Here is a 22,247-nt window from a genome sequence, read left to right on the forward strand (position 1 = left end):
GCGGCTTCCTACAGGCCCCGAGCTTAGTTCGAAGCCCCAACCCCAAACTTCAACCCACCCCAATTCCAATCCTTCGACTGCTTTGTGTAGCACCCCGGCTGATTGGCCGGCTCGGCATCACAGGCAATCCGCCCGTTCTTGCTGGTGTCGGTGGTGCGGTCGTTGTAGTACGCACAACCGGACGTCAGTGAGAGGGTTAACACGATCATCAGAATGTTGAATTTCATGGCGTCATCCTTGGGATTAGTACGACAGCGTAGGTCCGATTGTGTTGAACCGTCCAACCCGCGTGCAAATTACAGCGCGGTCGACTTCACCGTGTGCTTGAAATGATGCTCCCAAAGCCTGACGCCCAACCCGCCCGATCGATCCAGCGATGAACCCACCGTCAGATCCGTAATCAACGTCGGCTGTAGCCCCGCATCGAACAACGCAAACCCGGCGGCCAGGCAACAGGTCTCGGTTTGCAGCCCGCAAACCAATACGCGGTCCACGTTCAGGTTTTTCAGGTACTCAATGATTTCAGGCGTTGGCGCGTAGCCGTACTTGATAAAGACACGGTCGGCCTCGATCAGGCTGTTGTCGTCCGGCGCGGGGTGCCAGCCGAGTTGTTTTGCAAAGGGGGTTTTGGCTTCGTCGTGGCGCTCGACTGTGGCGACGCTGGGCAGGTGCCAATGAGTGTCCGGATGCCGTCGATGAGCCATTGTGGCGGGGCGAAGCTTGGCTGCACGTCGATGATCAGGAGGGCTTGGCGCATGAGGGGCTCCGGGTCGAGGCTTGCGGTGGAGGGGAGTGGTACAAAATACCAACCCCCAGATGCAACAAAACCCGCACTTGGCGGGTTTTGTTTTGCTTCGGATTTGGTGGGCCGGGGTAATCTGAATCCGTGTTCGATTTCGTTGATTTTTATAGCTAATATCTTATTTTGTTATTCGTTGGAATACCAACTGGAATACCGTGTGCAATTGTATTCCGCTTGACCGTCTGCTTGTATTCGATCTGACAACCGTGCACATCCGAGCTGACGCACTTCGTATCTATAATGAGTGAACTCCCTCCGCTGTCGGGACAACATACAGCAATCAGTCAGAAGCAGATCGTCGATCGAGCGTCTTTTCTTTTGGTTTTGTGCCTATAACTATCTTCCTCCTGAGGAAGATAGTGGTCTACCATGTGCTTACTCCGCTGATAATTCCATATCCAAGTAAATCTCTTATTGGTTAAAGGTTTCGTATTCGTGAAAAATGAGTCAAAAATCGGATCAAGAAACTTGTCTATTACTATATAACTTGCGCCAACGGGACTAACCGACATGAAGCAGATTGGATTTGACAAGAAATTCACCTTATTGGCTCAAGAGGCTCACCTGACAAAGAACTCAATTCTCTCCGGCTTCGATCTCCTTCTAAAAGCAAATTTTTTTCAAGACAAAGATGGTTACTTCTATTCTTCTTTTTTTAATATTTCTATAGGGGTGGAACGAATTTTAAAGCTGGCTATTATTACTAATTACATGCTTACGAACCACTACTCAACGCCAACAATAAAGCAGCTGAGAAATCAGTTTGGACACGATATAAAGAGCTTATATGGCGAATGTATGAAGCTGATACCGGTATATAGTCCAAGGCGAACAGAACAACCGACCTTGAATGCTGAGGATCAAGACCTGATTGACTTTTTCACTGAATATGCAATGAACTCTCGCTACTTCAATTTGAATGAAGTGTGCGAGGCGAAGATGGATCGTAGCCCATTAGATAAGTGGTTGAAGATCGCCCGCTCCGTCTATGAACAACATACACCTTATCAAGTCATACAAAAAAGTGCGATGGATCTTATTTATAACATGGACAGGACAGGACAACCAAATGGTTTCACCACTTACTTGGACGAATCAGGTCACCCTATGATGGTCTTTGACTGCCTTCATCGTCAATACGTAATTCAGAAGAGTTCCCCTTTGGTGATTTGGAGACTGGTAGAAATACTTCGCCCTATTCACCTTCTGCTTGAAGCTATGTCACACAAAGCAAGTGAGTACGAAATGAGTCATGGCAAACCGACAATGATCGTTCCTCACTTTGAGGATTTCTTTTACTTTCTGTTGGCAGATAAAACAGCTATAAAGCGGCGCAAAAGATGGCTTGACATTTTCAATAGCTAAATTAACATATAAATGTATCGTATATACTCGGTGGAAGTCAGGAAAGTTTGGAGTCAGACTACGTTATAGATAACAGTGGTCTGCTCCCAATTTTTGTGACTTAATCCCCGTTCACTAAAAGCGGGAGCAGAACTAAATTAGAGTTCTAATGTATCGTAACTATGTTTTCTTTATTTTTGAGTAAAAATCTGCGCTCACACCGGCGTAGTATCGAACGGGACAGGCTTGGTTTATAGACTTTTCGTCATGCTGATAAATAGAAAACATTCTATTGCTAGAGATTTTGTCAGAGATGCAAAAAAGAAGGATTTCTTCTAGGAAATCCAACATGTTATTTAAGTATGTTTCCATCTCTAAATGGATGGGAACCGAAAGCTCTTGTAGGCTTAGTTTTTTCGTAAGATCGTAGCTCCATGTAGGAAGTGAAAATTTATTTCCTGGATGGAGTTTTGTATTTTGTATGGTAAGCAATTGTCCGGGACCTGGATGTTCAATTGCATTTCGGCATTCTGATAGTCGACGAATCCAAGGGAGATCATTGTTCAGTGCTAATACTAGCTCGTGTAGCGATGGACGATTCTGATCTAGCCACTTTATATGTTTCTCGAAGTGTGCTTCTTCTCTAGGGGATATCGGAACATCTGTTAGAGTGCTGATTATTTTAAAGCAATCTATAAGAAATTGCTTTCCTGCCAAAAGAAAGGACTTTGCATCATTCTCAAGATTTTTAAATTTTGGAAGTGGTGGGATATTAAGCGTATTCTTGTTGCTCTCAATGAGTGCATCGCATTTTGTAATTATGTCGGCAAGTTGGTCTGTGATATTTAGTTCAAATTGAGCACAGGATAACAGTTGCTCATTAAGATTCCATATCTCTTGTATTGTTCTTTTCTTTAAAGGTTCTTCTGGAAAAGTTTGATCGATAATGCCTTTGAATTGAATAAATATTCTGGCGACGTAGGGTGATGATGCTCCTAGGTTTGATATTTTTTCATATGTGTGTCCAGTGTCTGGGTACGTCCCTTCCGGGTCTGTCGAGTCTGCAGTTATTAACTTGTAGATGCTTTTTTCTTTGAAGATTAAAAGTAGCGAATCATTAATGTTTTCTGTTTTAACTATAGGGGATTTATCTATCGAGTCCGGGTCGCGGATTTCAATAGAAAAAGCTTCATCTCTTTTTTTCATGGGTTTAAATCCATATTGATAGTATTGAAAATGAAAGGAGCGAATTGAAGCGGATTGAGTTAAGCATAGAAAGAGGTAATAAATCGGCAGACCCAAAGGTCTGCCTCGTACAGAAGTTCTTGCATTAGAACCTATCACGCTTGCATGAGTTCAAGAGCTTATTGGAAGTCATGCGTTTTCGTAGAGTTGGTTAAATGAAGTCATAAGCTTACCCCCAAAATTCGCGCCACTTAAATATATGCCAAGCTCGCTAAAATCATGCCCTTTTGAAGAGGCCGACAACCAATTTAGGCTGCTTACTATTAGGTTGGTATCATCCCAAATTACGAATTTCGCATGTATTTGTGGATCGTCCGCCTTAGTAACCTTAAACCCTAAACCTTGCAGTTCATCATTAACAGACTTAGCGTCCTTGTTTTTCATTGCACCACTAGAGCGTCCGTAGGCAACCCGAATAGATAAGTCAGGATTTGCTTTTCTTGCCGCAATTAGCGGGGTCAAAATAGGGCGTTCCGCAGCGAAGCTAAACCTGTGGCTGCATATGAAAAAATTATTAACAACTGATTCGCTTGCTTGCTTTATTGCTGCGTGATGTTCTGCTGATGTTAGGATTTGAGCCTCAACGGTATTACCCCCGGAAGGCGCGATGCTCTCAGCGGCTTTGTAAATACGTGATGCCTCCATGGCAAGATCTCGACTTAACATGTTAGGAACCCCATATCGGCCAGTCGCTAAGTCCGATGCAATATTTAGGCAGTCCGAAACTAAAATGGAATCTCTAATTTGTACCGAAGCTTCAAACCTATTAAATCCACTCGATAGCCAGTTACATGATCCGACTGTCATGCTCCACGAACCGTCTGCGTCATCGGTTACGATGAATTTTGAGTGCGAGCCAGTTGGAGTCGTGTGAAAGTTTATTTGTGTTGAAAGTCCTTCTGAGTTTATCCGGTGCTGAAATTTTTCAATTGCATGTACTAACTCATTGTACTGCTGAACTTTGTTTGTATCGCCTGGTTCTGTTTGCCCCCATAAAACGTCTACTTTTACTCGTTTTTTACCAGACTCAAGAAGCTCGACAAAGATTTCCTCAACAGTAGATGGATTTATAAATGTTGAATGTATGATTAGTCGAGTGTGTGCGTTTTTAATGCTGTCAAATAGGTGCTGCCGATGTTCTTCGCCGCCTGATATAATGTTCACTCTTTCTAAGTCTACCTCGCGTGCTTTGAAGTGACGTTCCAGAGAGCCTACTTCGAAAACCTTTCCCTTATGACGCAGGGGAGTTGTGGCACTAGCACTTTCAGCTAATACTTTTCTTTGATTTTTAGCTGCCTCAATAATAGCCCCTCTTAAGTCCACCGAGATGTCAGGGATTCCTGATACCTGATCTTCGCTATCTACGCATGCGAGCATGTATCTGAGAGAGTCGCTAAAGTTTTCTTTGATATATTCATCTTCAATACCAACTATCTCCTCATTCTCATTAGGCAGGCAGTTAAGTATTTCGGTGAGCTTTGGCGAAAACTTAGGATGCTTTACTTTCAACTCCACGCATTGACTTCCATACTGCTTAGCCAAGCTAGTCGCTTTGCCAGTTTTGTATATCAAATAGTTTTGTTTCCTTTTTTTCTTTTCAAATCTATAGCAGTCTCCGGTTAATGGGTCAATTAAAAAGCTTCTAACCACACTCATAGGTACCTGATTTGAAGGCAGTTCTTCATTTCCCGAGACGGCCATTCCACGCTCTGTAAGTGCGAATAGAAATTCACTATCAGAGTTTATTATCTCTATCCACCCTGCTTTCATCAGCGGTATTAAAATCTCAACTATAAGCTGCCTTGGTAAGCATGACTCACTGGACAGTGTTTGAGAGGTTTTTGGATTTTCAATTAATGAAATTAGTATCATTAGGTCTATGGCGCCCCATTTCTGAGAACGCGAAATTTTTAATCGAAAAGTTCCAAAACCGAAAGGAACCTTGACAAATATTTTTTGACGATTCTCAGTTTTGGTCATGATCTCTTCCTAGTTGTTTTAGGCTCAAGCGGGGCGGGGTCAGATTTAAATTTATCTGAACTTATAAATACGGCGTGCTTGGATGACCTGAGGCTTTCAAGCTTTGAAATCAGAGTGACAAGAAATTCGTTTCTCGTGTTCCCTTTGCTCACCTCTTCTCGTTGAATTTTTTTTGCCCAATGTTTTAAAAATTCATATGATCCGACTATGACCAGTTGATGCTTTGCACGGCTCAATAAAACATTCATGCGTCTGCTGTCCAGCAAAATCCCCAAAGCACTTAGAGGATAAGAGTCACTATTATTTCGGACCAATGAAATAATAGTTAAGTCTGCTTCCGCTCCCTGAAAGGCGTCGACTGTACTGCAGAATGAGGAGGAGTCGTCAGGCTTTGAAAAATCGTGTAGATTTAAAATTTTCTGGCTTTCTCTATCAAGCATTGTTGAAATTCGTTCAATTTGCTTGTTGTAGGGAGACAGTAAGGCTAGCTTCGGTGGTTTTTGAATACCCGGCTTCCTTCGCAGGAGTTTCAGTAAATTGACTACGGCTTCAACTTCAAATGGATTGTTCCATTGTGGCTTTCTATCGCCCGACTTTACCCCCTGGTTAGCCTGTACATCGGGAGTTTCAATCCATACGATGGGGGCGCTGTTTATCTCCTCAAAATCTGCAGTTTCAAAGTAGAATGGCTTGTTTTGCTCTGTATAAAATTCTTTTTTCTCATCTGATGTGTCCAACTTGTGTTTGTAGAATACATCAGATACAACCTCCGCAATTATTGGATGCATCCTGTGCTGTATCTCTAACATACTCGCGATGGGTTTATGTCGACCCTCATGACCATAATGATCTTTCGATCTCTTTAGGGCGATTTCTTCTTCGTTTATTAAACTTTCGAATAGCAAGTGGAGACGTAGAGCTTCCCTGCAAATATCTTCAAGGTCTTGCTCGGAAAAATTATCAATAGACTCTTGGTTTAGTTTGTTTTTTACGAACTCACCTTTTATATTGTTGTTGTAGATTTCCTGCGAGAATTGTAGAGATTTTTTAAGACTGCTTACATCTCCTAATGCCTTTCTCATAACTTCTGAAGCATATGGTGGGAGTTGCTTGTGATCGCCAATCATCAATCGCCTGTGCGATAGCAGCATGGGACTTAATAGTTCTAGTCCGGTAACTTTTCCTGTTTCCTCCATAATCGACCAGTCGAATTGAGAGTTGGATCTTATAAGGTCTTCAACTTGTTTTGAGTTGGTCGTGGCGAATACCAAGTTTGCTGATTTAAGGAGCTGGTTGACTAGTGTGCTACGGCCTGATCGGTTTCCTGGGGTGCTGAGTGCAATGACTCCATTTTTCGTGCTTTCTGATGGGCAACTCTTGAAAAGAGAGCTTGAGATAAGATTGTTGATTTGCTCCTTCGCTAGCTCATCTACTTTAAGGTTCGGATCTGCATCATCTTCCGGAGAACCATTTTTAACGCAACTTATAACCAAGAGAGGGTTCTGGGTATTGTCTCTTCCTAGCGCTTTATTAACTTCATTAAAAAGGTGATGAACTGTGGAGTGGCTTTGTGCCGTAAGAAGTAACCGACTGTTAGCCTCGCTCGAAAAAACTTGCTGCACTAACGTGGTGACTAAGTAAGTTTTACCCACCCCGGGTGGGCCTTGAACTAAATATAGAGGTAAAGTGCTTAGTACTTTTTGAAAAACGTCTCTTTTTGAGCTGTCCAACTCATTGAACGAATCATGTAAAGTAATATTTTCGTTGGAGCTCATGATCCTTCTGTGTGGAGATTTTAGTAGCTCTATCAATTCGTCATGGTGGCTTAAGGCATCAATTGCTGCAGCCCGTCTGCTGAGTTGGCTAATTGTTCCTTGAGTGGAGCTTGTGATTATGAAAGGAGTTTTGTGGTCTGGATTTGGCGTATTTGTTGTGAACTCATAAGTGATTTCACCATTATTTTGTTGGCTAGATAAATAGTCGAGTACAACCTCGTGATCTTCGTCGTTAAAATTAGAATTGCTTAGGAAAAACCATCGTGAATACTCGCCGCTGTTCGTAAAAATCTGTTTTAGCCTTACAGCGGGGCTCTTTATTGATAAACTTTGAGATACGGTTTCTGCTTCCGGATCAATTCTTGTGCGCAGCTTTACGTTGTACAGGGAGGGGTCGTCAGAATCTATCGTGTATGATATGACCTCAATTGGGTAAATTTCGGCTTTGGCAAATGCTATTTCCGTCAGGTGATACGCAGCAAAACCTGTTGTTAGATCTTTTGCGACCTCATCCTTAGTGGCTGGAGAATCCAAATTATCAATATACTCGCTCCACGGGTAGGGATTAAGTCGTTCCAGCTCAACTCTATTTGTATGCACAACACATTTAATGTGCCTATTGATCTGTACCTTTTGATTTCGCTGCCCAAGCTTGATGGGTGGAGTTAAGTATGCTGAATGGCAGAATGCTGTATTCCAGCTTCCCTCGGAGTCCAATCGGTTACTTTTGTTTTTTCCAATGATGTAGGAAAGCTGCGAACCGATAAGCAGATATTCAATCTCACCGTTATTTTGAAGTATCTTTGTTATGCTTGAGGTCGCGAGATCTTGACTAATAAAATCTAGTAGTTCGGATATGTCTGCTTCTGATAGAGAAATGGAGTGATTTTCAAAAAATATATGCTGTACGGCATTAAATACTGATGTTTTTCCAGAGCTATGCTGCCCTTTGGTAGATGATGTGTTAAATAGAAAGGCTATCGCTAGTGGGTCAGGGCTTTTTTCGAGGAGGCTATTCAGCTCTGTAGTTATATCCTTTATTTTCTTTAGTGCTATGTCAGAGTTTATTACCTTGCTTGAAGCGCTTTTATCAATATCGATAGAGCCGATTAGGCCTCGTATGAGAACTACCTCATTTATTGTCAGGTCGGTTTTTTCGATGATTTTGTCAATGGGGTAATAGGTGCTTGATATTTCTTCATTATCGATTTTCAGGATTTTGGCGATCAAAAAACCAAGGTCCATCCAATCAGTTAGGAATGAAAAGTGCTTCCTATTAACATCAGTGGATGCATTTCTGGTTTTATTAGATTCAGACATTCGCTGAACCCGGATTGACCACTCAAAGCCTGTAAGTTGAAAATCTAAATCACTAGTTGGGTCGGTAAGTATCGAATCAATATTTAGATGCCTGTGTAGAAGACCCTGAGAATGCAAGATGCTAATTGCCGATATTATTCGACTAATATTTCTCCAGAATTTCAATCGATTTGATATCGGTCTCAGGTTGAAAATCCAAGGGCGTTGTAAATACAGAGTCCTCGATGTGGATTCGTAGTAGAGCGAAAGGGGTAGTCGTGACCCACTATCTAGAACTAAATAAAATCCATGTTCATCAGCGTGTGATTCATATATTGGAGAAATATAATCTCCCACTCCAGGGCAACCTTTAAGCCTTTGAAGTTGCCTTTTTTCGTACAGCCATATTTCTTTTAGTATTTCGGTTTTATCTTGATGGCGGTTGAGCCAGTATTTGACTATTACTTGTTTTCCTTCTACCTCCGCTCCTAGAAGGCCTGGGTTCCCATGTTCAAAGTCATATTCTCTTATAGGTATTAAATCTGTGAATTTTGCGAAAAATGGTATTGAAGAAATGTTTTGCATTACCAGCCCCTATATTCCATGGCTTAAAGATTTGATCCTATATCGAAATGCTAGCTTTGTGCTACTAGGCGCTGAGGTGAGTATGGTTCGGCCTACTCAAGGTTAAGACGCGTCTAATAACAGCCTCCATCGGATAATCCGTCTCCACCGCCTCCCCTAACCTGCTCTGCTCGGATGCATGCAGGTGATACCCAAGAAGCGCTCGAAGCCGGTCTTCGGCTGCGGTTGCAACAGACGCTGATCGTCCGGCGTGAAGCCGACACTTCCCAATCAACCAGCGTTGATGCTTTGAGGCTGTATTTGACGTTTGAGATTTGCTTTTCCCGCCAAACCCTCCGATCAAGCGATCTTTGATCGCGCCGATCAGAGGGTTCACTCGCTCTTTCTCGATGCCGCCTCGTACCACTACCTCATTTTATATTTCAATTAGCGCCACGCCATCGTTTACCCGTCAGTAATTGCCCATGATCTCTATCGCACGCAGTCCGTTCCGGTGTCAGAGCGGAGCTTGTCGTAGGGCTATGGAAAAAGAAGTGGCGACACCGGCGACACCGACGACAACCCAGGCAGAGCGGGGCTTGGAGCATGGCGACAAAAGTGGCGACAGTCGCCACTTTCTGAGCGCTTTGGCCGTGACGCTTGACCGCCTTTTCGAGTGGGTATAAAAATTGGCGCACAGACCGCTGTCGTTGGCAGCACCTGCCCAGGTAGCCAGAACCTTCAAGGCTATGCCACTTACGTGGTGGTTCTCCCGAAGTGCGATTAGCGTCCGGCGGCTCGCACGGTCACTCCTCAAGAGTGATGGATGCCTACTCGACTTGTCTGTCCACTGCGGCAGATGATGGACCTCCCGCGCTGCGCTGCAGCAACCTCACCTCTCGGCACATTTCGCTGCGCCAATCCGCGCCCGTCTCTTTCTCCTGGAAAGAGACGGGCGCTCGTACCACTGCTGCAAGCCACGTCGTACAGGGCATTGCCGCAACTCTCCTCGTGACAATTGGCCTGACAAATCCGATTCGTCGCCATCCGCAACGACGCAGGCACGGGTGCCGCAGTCTATGGAAAGGCTGCACCTGACTGACAGTCAGGCCTGCCCCAGGTGTCGATGTTGTTGCCTTCTCCCACCCAGGATCTTTAGGTGCCGAACTCGTCAGCCGGCACGGCCTCCACCCGCCCGTATCTTCGGATGCGTCTAAGGAGGCCAGATTAATGGGTTCATGCCCTTGCTCCCGGTCGTAAGGAGCCGTGCGTTCCGCGTCAGTGAACACCTCACAGGCCGCAGGGGCCTTGATCCCTGATAACACTCAACAGCCGTGGCGGGACTACGTGAGGACAACCAGCAATGACGAGGAGACGGCCCATGCAGCAGTTAGATCCGAAGCTTGAACTACCACAACTACCTCGACCGCTGATTGAGTCGAATCCCGTGGCCCAGCCTTATCCGGTGCAGGCACTGGGTGGGATTCTTGGGCCTGCAGTCGAACGCATGGCTGAGGTCATCGGGGTGCCCCAGGCATTGGCTGCACAATCGGTGCTGGCTGCTTCGGCGCTGGCCACTCAAGGTCATGCGGGCTTACAGCTCGATGGGAGAAATTATCCGCTGTCGCTGTACCTGATCACCGTGGCCGCATCCGGCGATCGCAAAACGGCGGCAGATCGATTTGCATTGCTGCCCGCACGGCAATGGGAGCGTGAGCAGTGGCAGCGCTATCGCGAACAACTCGCCCGGTACCGTGTCGCGCAGCGACAGGCGCAGCGTATCAACCCTGGCGATCCCAACCCCACAAACGGCGTACCGCTTGAAGCGGAGCCCTCAGCACCTAGGCTGATCACCACGGATCCGACTATCGAGGCCCTGATCAAGGGACTCTGCCATGACTTGCCGAGCATGGGCCTGTTCTGTGACGAGGGGGGACAATTCCTCGGTAGCAGCACCATGAGTCGGGATAACCGTTTGAAAGCGGTTACGACCTTGTCGTCACTCTGGGACGGCAGTCCGATAGATCGCGCGCGGTCCATGGTGGGTGAAAGCTTGCGAGCTTACGATCGACGCTTAAGCCTGCACCTAATGCTGCAACCGTATCTAGCCATGCAGTTACTCAGTGACCCGTTGCTGCAGGGGCAAGGCATTCTCGGTCGCTGCCTCATGACCTGGCCCACCAGCCTGGCCGGACAACGCAGTTACCAGGCTGTCGACTTGTCAAAAGACCCCGCCCTAAAGCGATATCACCACCGTCTTTCGGCCCTGTTTCATCAGCCTTGGTCGCTTTCCGCTGACGGTGCCTTGCGGCTGTCACCGCTGAGCCTCAGTCCATTGGCTCGTCGTCGCTGGATTGATCTGCATGATGCCATCGAGGCCCAGTTGGGTGAGTTTGGCGAGTTGGCAAGCGTACGGCCTAGCGGATCGAAGGCCGCCGACAACCTGCTGCGCGTCGCCGGCAATCTGGCAGTAGTGGAGGAGAGCAGCGTCGTGGAGGTCGATCATATCCAACGGGCCTCGGCCTTAGTCGGCTACTACCTCACCGAGATCCAGCGCCTGACCGAGCAGGAACCGATGTGCAGGGTAAAAGAGGAGGCAGACCGGCTGCTGCGCTGGCTGCAGGTCAAAGATTGGAAGCGCTTTAGTATTCGAGACCTGAACCGCAACGGCCCCCGCTTTGCCCGTAAAAGCAGTCGCCATGCCACCAAGCTGTTAGTCGAGTTGCTTGATCATCAGTGGCTGATCACCGACGGCCACACCTTCGAGGTGCGCCATGTTTAATCTTGATGAAGCACTGCGCAACCACTTAGCTCAACGTCACAATGAGCCGAAAGTGCGGTTTGTCGCCGCGAGTGTCGCCACTTTGTCGCCACGCTCAAAACCAGGTAGGACAAGGGTTGTCGCCGCTGTCGCCGATGTCGCCACCGATCGTAAAACTATCACCTCGACGACAGCCATTATCCAGTGGTTAGAAAAGGAGGGGGCGCATCTCTACGTCGTCGACAACACGCTGTGTTTTCGCCCTACTGATTGGGCCCAGTTCGCCATCGTAGGCGCACACTGGCGAGCGCTTCAACATGAGCTCGCTGCAGTCGATCAGGAACAGATAAATGGCTCGCGTCGGTAAGCGAGCGGGGCGCAATTTCGGCTTCGGTCGCCAGCTCAGCTATGCCGGACCGCAAGCCTTGAAAGATCTATTTGGCGACGGCCATTTTGCTACCGTCAAAGCCCATAGCGATCGCTGGCAAGCATTCGTGCATTGGTGTCGATTCGAGGAAGGGCCGAGGCTAAATGACGCGCGACAGATCGACCGCGAGATCCTCATGCGGTACGCCGCCTATATGCGGGAGCAAGTGGACCAGGGCAACGTTGGCATCGCCACCGCGCAGAACCGACTGTCCAGTGTGAACCGAACGATGGCTGCGCTGCGCGGTGATCAGTACGTCAAAATCCCCAGTCCGAGCAAGGCGCTGGGTTTGCAGCGCTCAAGCGTGCGCGGGGAGGCCCCGCAAGGCCAAGATCGTGCTCAGATTGAGTTGATCGCACGCGCACTGTCAGAGCGGGGTCAGCAACGAGTGGCCGCAATTGTGCACCTGGCCCGGGAGACTGGTATGCGTCTGCGTGAAGCGATCTTGGCGGACCTGCCCCGACTGCAACGTGAGGCCGAGCAACTGGGCAAGATCAACATCCAGGACGGCACCAAAGGCGGTCGATCAGGCGCGTCAGCACCGCGTTGGATCGCGGTCACTGATCAAATCCGTGGTGCCTTGGATAGGGCCTGGGAGGCTTCACCCAGTCGCAGTCGGAACCTGTTGACCCCCAATGAGAGCTACAAAGAGTTTATGCAGTCAGTTGTGCGACCGGCACGGGACATTTTGCACGAGCATGGATTGAAAGGCTTTCATGAGCTGCGGGCGGCTTACGCCTGTGAGCGCTATGAGCAACTGACTGGCTTGAATACACCCATCAATGGCGGTCGTGTTCATCGAGACGATCGAGAGCTTGATCAGCATGCACGACAGCAGATCAGCCACGAGCTGGGACATAACCGCATCGATGTGGTGAGTGCCTACATCGGAGGTCGGCGATGACGTCCGAGTTCGACATAGCGTTGTTTCTGAGCCCTGTGCTCAAAGGTGCGCATGCCACGCGGCAGCGGCACATCAGGCAAGCAGAAAGGATGCACGAGGTGATTCGTGAACGCTGGGGTTGCGCGACGCCCTGGTCCTGGAGAGAAAAGCACGTGAGATGGTTTCTGGAGCACTACCTGCGATGCTCAGCTCCAGCTACCGTCTACTACTACGAGTTAACAGCAGGGTTGATCCGCCTTAGAAAGGCAAAAGCCGTGGTTGCCTGATAGACCTTTAAGCGTGAGCCCCTGGGTATGGGAATGCGGAGCCTTCCCATACTCAGGGGCTTGGCCGAAGAAGCGCTGGCAAGCTCCACTACACGGATGGCATGAACTGTCGCCGTGATGTCAGCGTATCGGCACCACCTTGCGGTCCCTGGTTTGATTGATGGCCGACGCTGACAGGCTGCCGGTAGCCGCTTTCTGGATATGTTCACTCCACCAGGCCATCATCGGGCGCCGACGTTCGATGTAATCCGCCCGGTTGTAGGCGCTCCGAACTTCGTCCTTGTCGACATGCGCCAGCGCGACTTCGATCAGTTCCGGATCCCATCCATGCTCGTTCAGGATTGTGCTGGCCATGGAGCGCATGCCGTGGCTGACCAAGCGGTCCTGGAAACCCATCCGCTTCAACGCCATGTTGGCTGTCTGGCTATTCGCGTGGGTGCGCGGGTTTCTATCTGACGGGAACACATATTCCCTGTGGCCGCTATGGGGTTTAAGCGTCTCCAATAATGAGAGTGCATGTTCGGTCAACGGGATTGTATGCGGACGCCGCTTTTTCATTCGCTCCGGAGGGATGGTCCAGATGCGTTTGTCGAAGTCGATGTCTGCCCATCGAGTGGTAGCCGCCTCGGCAGGGCGGGTCATGGTATGAAGTTGCCATTCGATCAGGCAGCGGGTCGTCCGCTTGATGCTGGCGTTCGCGATTTCCATCATGAGCTCCGGTAGCTCATCAGGTGATAGCGCGGCCATATTCTCTTTCTTGGGTTTCTTGAATACCGCTCGAATGCCGCTGAGAGGATTGGCAAAGATCATTCCGGAATTGACCCCGTAGGTCATGATCTCGTTAAGGCGCTGGCTCACTCGCTTAACTGTCTCGAGGCTGCCTTTGGCCTCAATCGGACGAAGGAGCTTGATGACCATTGGGGCGCTGACTTCCGAGAGAGGCGTTGATTTCATGCTCGGAAAAACATGCAGTGTGAGGGAGCGCCAAATGTCTTCGGCATACGCCGGCGTGACGGAATCCTTCTTCAGCTCGAACCAGGCGGTGGCCACGTTCTCGAAGGTGTGTTCCGTTTCCGCTCGTTTGGCTTCCTGCCGCTCATTGCGCTGAGCTTTTGGGTCGATGCCCTGTGCAAGCAGCTCTCTGGCCTCAACGGTTTTCTTCCTGGCTTGCGCAAGAGAAACCTCGGGATAGGAACCGAGTGCCATGTTGATTCGGTTCTTGGTTACTGGATGCCGGTAGTTGAAATTCCACTGCATCGAGCGATTGACCCTGACTCGCAGCTGGAGCCCGTCGCCATCTGTGAGGACGTAATCCTTGTCTTTCGGTTTGACCGCCTTGAGCTGGCGGTCGGAGAGGCGGGTGGTTTGAGCGCACATGAGAAGTACTCCATGACACCTTTTGGTATTCCCAAGATTAGCGCCGGGTAGCCGGGAATACCATTGGGAATACCAAACCGCCTGGAACTCAAAAAACCTGGAAAGCCCCCCGTAGCCCTGAAACCCCCGTATTTACTGGATTTAAGGCACAAAAAAAGACGTCCATGGACGTCTTTAGATGATGAAGTGGTGGAGCCGGGGGGATTTGAACCCCCGTCCGCCAGTACTCCGCTGTCGGTACTACATGCGTAGCCGTTTCTATTAAGTTAACCCTCAGCGACCCGAAGGGCAGGGTGCTTTGGGCGAGTTGTGTAAGTTTTAGCCGCTTCGTCCACAACGTACTGCACGGCGATTCTGTTCTATATGACAATCACTTTGGGTTTACAGACATCCCCTGGTGATTGCTGGACCCGAAGGTACCAGAAGCTCAGGATCTAAAGCTGCTTACGCAGCGAGAGAGAATTCCTGGCCGTAGGTTTCGTCATTGGCAACTATAAGTAGTTGCAACAGTGGATTTACGAGTTCTGTTACCAACTCGGCATGCACCTAAAGTTTCGCGACCGGCGTCGAATCCTAAACGGCCCCGTGCCTGTTGCTCGGTGAATCAAAATGAGCGACAGGCCTGCGCAGTGTACGCCAACACGCCTCAGAAGGCCACCCACAAGGTAGACCTTGATTGATCATGGGTTCGTTCGTGGTTCAATTTGCCATCGACAATGCCTGGCTGGCCTCGGTGGCGCATTTTTTTTCATCTTTTGCGGCCTGCGAAGCTTTGGCGCTGGCCAACAGTCTTTTGATCTCCGGTGCATTGCTGGAGGTCGCAGGCAGCGCATTCACTTTGGCTTCGAGCTCTTGCAGCTTGCTCGTACAAAGGTTGTTGTCCGCAGCGAATACAGGAGAGGCCAGCATTGCAGCAGAAATGAAAAGACCAGCGAGTGCGGTACGTTTCATGGGTATTTCCTCGAACTGATGATCTCGGTGCTGCCATAAGGGCGGCTCGGCCAGATCTGAAAAATCAGCCACGAATGATTGGGCTTATCTAAAAGACTACGGCGCAGCGCAGGAATTCGGTTTTGGCGGAAAAGCGATGAAAAAACTGCTTGATACGAGCAATGACACTAAAAAGGCTAACCAAGCCCCAGATGCACCAAAACCCGCAATTGGCGGGTTTTGGTTTGCTTCGTATGGCGGAGCCAGTACGCCAACAAGGCCGACCCGAAGGTCGGCCCCGAGCCGGGTTACTTCCCGCCTTTGTTCGCGTCCCTGATCATCTTGATGGTTTCGGTGGTCTCGGCGATGCAATCCTTTGTCCCTTGATCGCCTTTTGCATGGTCTGCCTGCGCTTTCTTGACGGAGGCCGCTACTTGGTCAGCCATTTCCTGAGGAACCTGTGTCTGGGCGTTTTCGATGGTTTTCAGGTTTTCCGCGCATTCGTCTTTTATCGCGGCAAACGAGGAGGAGGCCAGCAATGAGGCAGTAACGAACAGACCAAACAGTACAGAACGTTTCATGTGTATCTCCTTGAACTGAGGGACTAGGCATCGCTGACCATCAGGACGGACTGCCGAGTTTTGAAAGGCCCCACGTTTGCAGGGCTTGATCAGTGGACTGCGGTGGCACATCAGGGTTCTGATTTTTGCGGTACTGCTGTCGATTCTGGCAAGAAGTACTCAAAAAGACGCCTGAATGCGCCTTCCTTGAGATCCTGCTCAGGTCGCCCTAGCCTGGGTAACGCGGTCCACCAGATAGACTAGCCCGTGGTAATCAATGCCGCCATGTTGCGTCAGCCCGATCTCACAGGTTCGACTGGTTGAAACCCCCTCGCTGCACTGCTGCACCGCGTCCTTGAGCGTTCTCAGGGCGTGAGCATTTAATTCCGGCGTGGTGAAACCCTTGTCGCCGGCAAACCCGCAACAGTGAATCCCTTCCGGAATGACCACGGTTTTGCTGCACATGCGCGCCAGATCAATCAACGCCTGACTCTCGCCAAGGTGCTGGGTGCTGCAAGTGACGTGTACGGCAATCGGCGCTTCCTGCGGTGTGAAATCCAGGCGATCCATCAAATGCGTACGGATGAAACGCACCGGGTCGTACAGGTCCAGTCGAACTTCGCCCAAATTCTGAACCAGCCGTAAGGTGCAGGGGCTAGTGTCGCAGTAGATCGGGTCGAGCCCGCCGCGACTGGCGTGCAGCAAGGCGCCTATCAGTTCTTGCCGTTTGTGTTCGGCCTGTTCGGTGTAACCCTTCGAGGCGAACGGTTGGCCGCAGCAGAGGTTGTCCTGATTGTCCGGGAAGACTACTTGGTAACCAGCCTTTTCCAGCAGCCCGCGAGTTTTGTCGTACAGCGACATCTGCTCATTGTCACCCGCCGCCGGGCCCATGACCCGTGACACACATGCTGCCAGGTACACCACCCGAGGGCGTTCGTCCGACACGGTCGGGCTGAAGCGAATGGCTTTTTCCGGCTGGGGCATGGCGCTGGTCCATTGCGGAACCTGACCTTTCGACAACTTGGTCAGCGTCGCCGACAGTTTTGCCAGGCGTGGCGCTCCCAACAGCATCCGCGCGCCATTGGCGACGTGCAGGGTGAAACGCGCACCTTGCAGTGCCGTGGCGAAATTCCCTTCCAGCCAGTTGGCAGTTTTCGTACGCGTTGCGTGACGGCTGCGGAGTTTTTTCACCAGCTCGCCGGTGTTGATGCCGACAGGGCAGCGTTGCGCGCAGAGGCCGGTGGCGGCGCAGGTGTCGATGCCTTGATATTCGTAAGCGGCTTCGAGTTCGGTGGTGTCGACGCCTGCGCGTTTTTTTGCCTGAATATCCCGCCAGATCACGATGCGCTGACGTGGGCTGAGAGTCAGACCTTTCGACGGGCACACCGGCTCGCAGAAACCGCACTCGATGCACTTATCCACAATCTCGTCGGCGGCCGGCAACGGTTTCAGGTGTTTGAGGTGGATCTGCGGATCTTCGCTGAGCACCACGTCCGGATTGAGAATGCCGTTGGGGTCGAGCAGGCGTTTGAGTTGCCACATCAACTGGTAGGCATCGCTGCCCCATTCCAGCTCGACGAAGGGCGCCATGTTGCGCCCGGTGCCATGTTCGGCCTTCAGCGAGCCGCCAAACTCCACCGCCACCAACTGCGCCACGTCGTCCATGAACGCCTGATAGCGTGCGACCTCTTGCGGGTTGTTGAAGCCTTGGGTGAAGACGAAATGCAGATTGCCTTCCAGCGCATGGCCGAAAAGGATCGCTTCGTCGTAGTGATGTTTGTCGAACAATTCGATCAGACGGTTCACGCCGATGGCCAGTTGTTCCACCGGAAAGGTCACGTCTTCGATGATCACCGTGGTGCCGGTTTTACGCACGGCGCCGACAGCGGGGAAGGTGTCTTTGCGGATCGCCCAGAGGCGGGCGTTTTCCACGGGGTCTTCGGTGAAGTCAACCTGTTTTTCCACCGGGAACGAGGTCAACGACGCCATGATCTGCGCCAGTTGTTCCTGGAGCAAAGTGGAGGATGCGGCGCGGGATTCGATTAGCAGCGCGCAGGCATTGTTCGACAGCTGTTGTACGAAAGCGGGCATGCCGGGCTTGTTCTGCACCGAACGCAGGCTGCGTCGGTCCAGCAGTTCCACGGCCGACACCGGTTGGCTTTTCAGCACGGTCACGGCGTTGCAGCAGGTTTCCACGTCCGGGAACACGATCAGTGCCGACGCCTTGTTCGGGTGGTCGATTACTGTGTCGTAAGTCACGGCGCTGATGAAACCGAGCGTGCCTTCGGAACCGACCAGCAAGTGGCTCAAGATATCCACAGGCTCGTCGAAATCCACCAGGGCATTGAGTGACAGGCCAGTGGTATTTTTCAGACGGTATTTGTGGCGGATTCGGGCAGCCAGTTCGGCATTGGCGCGCGTCTCGCGGCCCAATGTGGCCAGACGTTCGAGCAACGCTGCGTGGCTTTGACGGAATGCCGTCACACTGGTCGGGTCTTCGGTATCGAGGCGGCTGCCATCGGCCAGCACCAACCGAATGCCGGCCAGCGTGTGATAAGTGTTCTGCGCCGTGCCGCAACACATGCCGCTGGCGTTGTTGGCGACGATGCCGCCAATTTTACAGGCGTTGATCGAGGCCGGGTCCGGGCCAATCTTGCGTCCGAACGGGGCTAGCCAGGCATTGGCCTGTGCGCCGATCACGCCCGGTTGCAGGCGGATCTGCATACCCTGCCTGCGGATCTCGCGGCTGTTCCAGTTATCCCCCAGCACGATCAGCACTGAGTCGCTGATCGCCTGGCCAGACAGGCTGGTGCCGGCGGCGCGGAAGGTCACCGGGACCTGATCTCGTTGTGCCAGTTTGAGCAACGCCACCACTTCATCTTCCGACTCGACACGAATCACCAGTTGCGGAATCAGTCGATAAAAACTGGCGTCTGTGCCGAAGGCCAATGTCGACAGCGGGTCGTCGAAACGTCGCTCTTGGGGAATCAGTTGCTGTGCATCTCTGAGGAAAGCCGCCGGTAGACTCATTGGTCCTCCAGGATCAACACCACCAGGTCTTTCGGACCGTGCGCGCCGTAGGCGAGGATCTGTTCAATGTCTGCAGTTTTCGACGGGCCGGAAACCAGCAACGCGTTGGTCGGCATGCCGTGGGCCCAGCTGAATTCCTGCTGCACCTGATAGAAGTTGTCGCGGATTTCACTGGCCTTGAGCAGGGCGAAATGCACCGGCGGGACCAGGCTCATCAGGCGGGGTTCTTCACGCGTAGGCCAGAGAATCAGGCTGCCTGTCGCGGCGATTGCACCGAGGGTGCCGGTGAGGCTGGCCGGGGTGTCGTTGAACAGCTCGGCTTTCCATTCTTCAACCGGACGGTCGTAGGCTTTGAGCGTCGGCATCCCCGGATTGTTCGCCCAGTGCTGAGTGATGTATTGACCGTGAGGTGTAGTCGGCGCGATCAACAGGCTTGGCAACTGACGATCCCGTAACAACTGAGCCAACAGCGAAGGCCATCCTTCGCCCGATGTCAGATGAATTTCGGTGTGCACCGATTCCATCAACTTGCGCAGCTGCGGGATGCGTTGTTCAGCGGTGTAGGTGTAAGGCACTGTCACCAATTCGACGTCGAACTCGTCAGGCACAGGCGTGGTGCCGGTCAGACTTTTCCGTAGTTTGGCCAGGATGTTTTGCTTGGCGCTCATCAGCGGTCCCCCTGTTTGGCCAAATGCTCGCGGGCCATGTCGTGCAGTGAGCGGGCGGCGGGTTTCGGTGCGCTGTGGTTCTGCGTCCACGGACCGACATTGCTCGGCGTGAGCGCGCGCAGCCGTGTGGCGAAGAAACCGAACAATCGATACAGCGTCGGCGAACTGTTGAGCTTCGCCCAGGCGTTCCAGATGAACCGTTCCTTGCGCGAATACTTGCTGCCTTGGCCGCGCATGACCTGATGCGGACTGTCCGGGGCTTTGACGTTCTCTTCCCGCAGGCGGCGCAGCAATGCAGGGATAGGAATTTTTACCGGGCAGACTTCGCCGCATGCTCCGCACAGAGAAGAAGCGCTGGGGTGATCCGGGACTTTCGCCAGGCCGACCATGTGCGGCGTGATGATTTTTCCGATAGGCCCAGGGTAGACCTCCCCATAGGCATGGCCGCCGATTCGGGTGTAGACCGGGCAATGATTCATACAGGCGCCGCAGCGGATGCAGTTCAGGGTCTGGCGCAGTTCGCTGTCGGCAAACGCCTGGCTGCGACCGTTGTCGAGCAGGACCAGGTGCACTTCCTGAGGACCGTCGAGCTCATGCGCCTTGCGCGGCCCGGAGATCATGTTGACGTAGGTGGTGATCGGAATGCCCAGCGCCGATCGGGTCAGCAGCGACAGCAGCGGCACCACGTCGCGCAGGTTTTCCACGACTTTTTCGATGCCGGTGACGGCAATGTGCACCGGTGGCACCGACGTGGTCATGCGCCCGTTGCCTTCGTTTTCCACCAGCAACAGGGTGCCGGTTTCGGCCACGGCGAAGTTGACACCGGAGACGCCGATGTCCGCTTCGAAGAATTTCTGCCGCAAGACTCTGCGACCGATCTGAATGAGTTGGTCAACGTCCTTGGTGTATTCCACGCCAAGTTTGTCGTGGAACAAGGACGCGACCTGACCGGCATTCTTGTGGATTGCCGGCATAATAATGTGTGAAGGCTTCTCGTGGTCGAGCTGGACGATGTACTCGCCCATGTCCGATTCCAGGCATTCAATGCCCTGATCAGCGAGAAAATGATTCATCTCCATCTCTTCGCTGACCATCGATTTGCCCTTGATCACTTGCCGCCCCTCGTGAGCGCGGATGATCGAGAGGACGATGCCATTGGCCTCGTCCACCGTTTCCGCCCAGTGCACTGTCACACCGTTGCGGGTCAGGTTCTGTTCAAGCTGCTCGAGCAGGTCGGGCAACTTGGATAACGCGCGGGCGCGCACAGCATTGCCCAGCGCTCGCAGATGCTCTCTTTCGTGGGCATCGCTGAAGGACGCTGCCCGTTTTGTCATCAGTGAATCCATCGCAGTGCGAAAGTTGTTTCGCAGTTGCTTGTCGTCCAAAGCCTTGTGAGCCCGGGCGCGAAAATCTTCGTCGACGCTGACCGTCGGAATAATCGTGGAAGTGCTCATCGGGCACCTCCGGTTCGTTGCCAGAGGAAACTGGCCAGGTGTTGGCCGCGCAACGCTTCCTGCTGTTTCTCCAGCGAGCCGTTGATGTTCATCAGGCAACCGCAGTCGGCACTGAGTACCTTGTGCGCGCCGGATTCCTTCAATGACCGGGTCTTGTCCGCCACCATCGCGCCGGAAATGTCTGGCATACGGACGCTGAACGTCCCACCGAAGCCACAACATTCGCTTTCGTGATCGTGATTGACCCGCTCCACGTTGCTCAGTTGCGCCAACAACTCGCGACCGTGCAGGTGGGTGTTCATTTCACGGCGTGCCGAGCACGACGTGTGCAACGCTACTTTGACCGGCTCGCCACTGTCCTTGAGCTGCACCTTGCAGACAAACAGCAGGAACTCGGCCAGTTCATACGTCCGGGCGGCGAGCGCCTGGACTTTTTTCAACGTGTCCGGCTCGTCCTTGAACAAGTCGGCGTAGTGTTCGCGCAACATCCCGGCACACGATCCCGAGGGCACCACCACCGGGTAGTCCCCAGCGAACAACGCCAGTTGCGAGCGCGCCACGGTCCTTGCCTGCTCGGTGTAACCCGAGGTGTAGGCCGGTTGTCCGCAGCAGCTTTGCCCTTGCGGGTATTCGACACGAATGCCTTCGCGTTCCAGCAAGTGAATCGCGTCCATCCCGGCTTCCGGGTAGAACAAATCCACCACGCAGGTCCCGAACAGGTACACCCGTGACGGTTTCTCGCTGGGGTATTGCCGAGGCTCGGGCAGTGGCGGGGCGACGCGAGTCGCGTTCGGCACAGCGTTGTAAAAAAGCTCGCTCATCAGGCGTGTCTCCGGGTGGGCCCGGTTATCCGTCCGCTGA

Annotated in this window: 16 protein-coding genes, 1 other RNA gene and 1 pseudogene; 5 read left to right on the plus strand and 13 right to left on the minus strand. The window is 51.7% G+C overall.

Going from position 1 to position 22,247, the window contains the following annotated elements; all coding sequences use genetic code 11:
- Positions 1-23: 23 nt before the first annotated feature.
- Positions 24-227: a hypothetical protein gene (locus tag NL116_RS04555; RefSeq protein WP_494376191.1), complete on the minus strand. Its 204-nt coding sequence runs from the start codon at positions 225-227 to the stop codon at positions 24-26.
- 69 nt (positions 228-296) lie between these two features.
- Positions 297-757: pseudogene (locus NL116_RS04560) on the minus strand (isochorismatase family protein).
- Positions 758-1,312: 555 nt separating this feature from the next.
- Here NL116_RS04560 and NL116_RS04565 point away from each other — a divergent pair.
- Positions 1,313-2,167, plus strand: a complete 855-nt coding sequence (locus NL116_RS04565; RefSeq protein WP_494376192.1) for a hypothetical protein — start codon at positions 1,313-1,315, stop codon at positions 2,165-2,167.
- A gap of 159 nt (positions 2,168-2,326) precedes the next feature.
- Here the strand turns inward: NL116_RS04565 and NL116_RS04570 are convergent, their stop codons facing one another.
- The 3 genes from NL116_RS04570 to NL116_RS04580 all read right to left on the minus strand — a co-directional run bounded on the left by NL116_RS04570 (position 2,327) and on the right by NL116_RS04580 (position 9,030).
- The gene (locus NL116_RS04570) at positions 2,327-3,352 is read right to left on the minus strand and encodes a hypothetical protein (RefSeq protein ID WP_494376193.1); all 1,026 of its coding nucleotides are present in this window, start codon (positions 3,350-3,352) and stop codon (positions 2,327-2,329) included.
- 168 nt (positions 3,353-3,520) lie between these two features.
- Positions 3,521-5,371 carry a phospholipase D-like domain-containing protein gene (locus NL116_RS04575; RefSeq protein ID WP_494376194.1) on the minus strand — a complete coding sequence of 617 codons (1,851 nt, stop codon included), beginning with the start codon at positions 5,369-5,371 and terminating at the stop codon, positions 3,521-3,523.
- Positions 5,368-9,030 (minus strand): AAA domain-containing protein, encoded by a 3,663-nt coding sequence (locus tag NL116_RS04580; RefSeq protein WP_494376195.1) that lies wholly within the window; start codon positions 9,028-9,030, stop codon positions 5,368-5,370. The genes NL116_RS04575 and NL116_RS04580 overlap by 4 nt, the downstream gene beginning before the upstream one ends.
- A gap of 1,360 nt (positions 9,031-10,390) precedes the next feature.
- Here NL116_RS04580 and NL116_RS04585 point away from each other — a divergent pair.
- From NL116_RS04585 to NL116_RS04600, 4 genes are read left to right on the plus strand one after another with little or no spacing between them, the layout of a single operon-like run.
- Entirely contained in the window at positions 10,391-11,791 is a 1,401-nt protein-coding gene (locus NL116_RS04585) for a YfjI family protein (protein ID WP_072451315.1), read from the plus strand.
- Positions 11,784-12,137, plus strand: a complete 354-nt coding sequence (locus NL116_RS04590; protein ID WP_494376196.1) for a hypothetical protein — start codon at positions 11,784-11,786, stop codon at positions 12,135-12,137. The genes NL116_RS04585 and NL116_RS04590 overlap by 8 nt, the downstream gene beginning before the upstream one ends.
- Positions 12,121-13,101 (plus strand): integrase domain-containing protein, encoded by a 981-nt coding sequence (locus tag NL116_RS04595; RefSeq protein ID WP_339497276.1) that lies wholly within the window; start codon positions 12,121-12,123, stop codon positions 13,099-13,101. The genes NL116_RS04590 and NL116_RS04595 overlap by 17 nt, the downstream gene beginning before the upstream one ends.
- Positions 13,098-13,367, plus strand: coding sequence for a hypothetical protein (locus NL116_RS04600; protein ID WP_338648823.1), 270 nt, complete (start codon positions 13,098-13,100; stop codon positions 13,365-13,367). Before NL116_RS04595 ends, NL116_RS04600 begins: the two co-directional genes overlap by 4 nt.
- 120 nt (positions 13,368-13,487) lie before the next feature.
- Here the strand turns inward: NL116_RS04600 and NL116_RS04605 are convergent, their stop codons facing one another.
- The 8 genes from NL116_RS04605 to NL116_RS04640 form a co-directional block, all read right to left on the minus strand.
- Positions 13,488-14,744 (minus strand): integrase domain-containing protein, encoded by a 1,257-nt coding sequence (locus tag NL116_RS04605; protein ID WP_494376197.1) that lies wholly within the window; start codon positions 14,742-14,744, stop codon positions 13,488-13,490.
- 187 nt (positions 14,745-14,931) lie between these two features.
- Positions 14,932-15,329, minus strand: a transfer-messenger RNA (tmRNA) gene (gene ssrA / locus NL116_RS04610).
- 114 nt (positions 15,330-15,443) lie between these two features.
- Positions 15,444-15,695, minus strand: a complete 252-nt coding sequence (locus NL116_RS04615) for a PA2433 domain-containing protein (RefSeq protein ID WP_494376198.1) — start codon at positions 15,693-15,695, stop codon at positions 15,444-15,446.
- A gap of 287 nt (positions 15,696-15,982) precedes the next feature.
- Positions 15,983-16,255: a PA2433 domain-containing protein gene (locus NL116_RS04620; RefSeq protein WP_494376199.1), complete on the minus strand. Its 273-nt coding sequence runs from the start codon at positions 16,253-16,255 to the stop codon at positions 15,983-15,985.
- Between the two features lie 198 nt (positions 16,256-16,453).
- Positions 16,454-19,264: an FAD-binding and (Fe-S)-binding domain-containing protein gene (locus NL116_RS04625; protein ID WP_494376200.1), complete on the minus strand. Its 2,811-nt coding sequence runs from the start codon at positions 19,262-19,264 to the stop codon at positions 16,454-16,456.
- Positions 19,261-19,932 (minus strand): LutC/YkgG family protein, encoded by a 672-nt coding sequence (locus tag NL116_RS04630; protein ID WP_494376201.1) that lies wholly within the window; start codon positions 19,930-19,932, stop codon positions 19,261-19,263. The genes NL116_RS04625 and NL116_RS04630 overlap by 4 nt, the downstream gene beginning before the upstream one ends.
- Positions 19,932-21,386 carry a LutB/LldF family L-lactate oxidation iron-sulfur protein gene (locus NL116_RS04635; RefSeq protein WP_494376202.1) on the minus strand — a complete coding sequence of 485 codons (1,455 nt, stop codon included), beginning with the start codon at positions 21,384-21,386 and terminating at the stop codon, positions 19,932-19,934. Before NL116_RS04635 ends, NL116_RS04630 begins: the two co-directional genes overlap by 1 nt.
- Entirely contained in the window at positions 21,383-22,207 is an 825-nt protein-coding gene (locus NL116_RS04640; RefSeq protein ID WP_494376203.1) for a (Fe-S)-binding protein, read from the minus strand. The genes NL116_RS04635 and NL116_RS04640 overlap by 4 nt, the downstream gene beginning before the upstream one ends.
- Positions 22,208-22,247: the final 40 nt, after the last annotated feature.

Source organism: Pseudomonas sp. FBCC-B1667 (assembly GCF_059133255.1).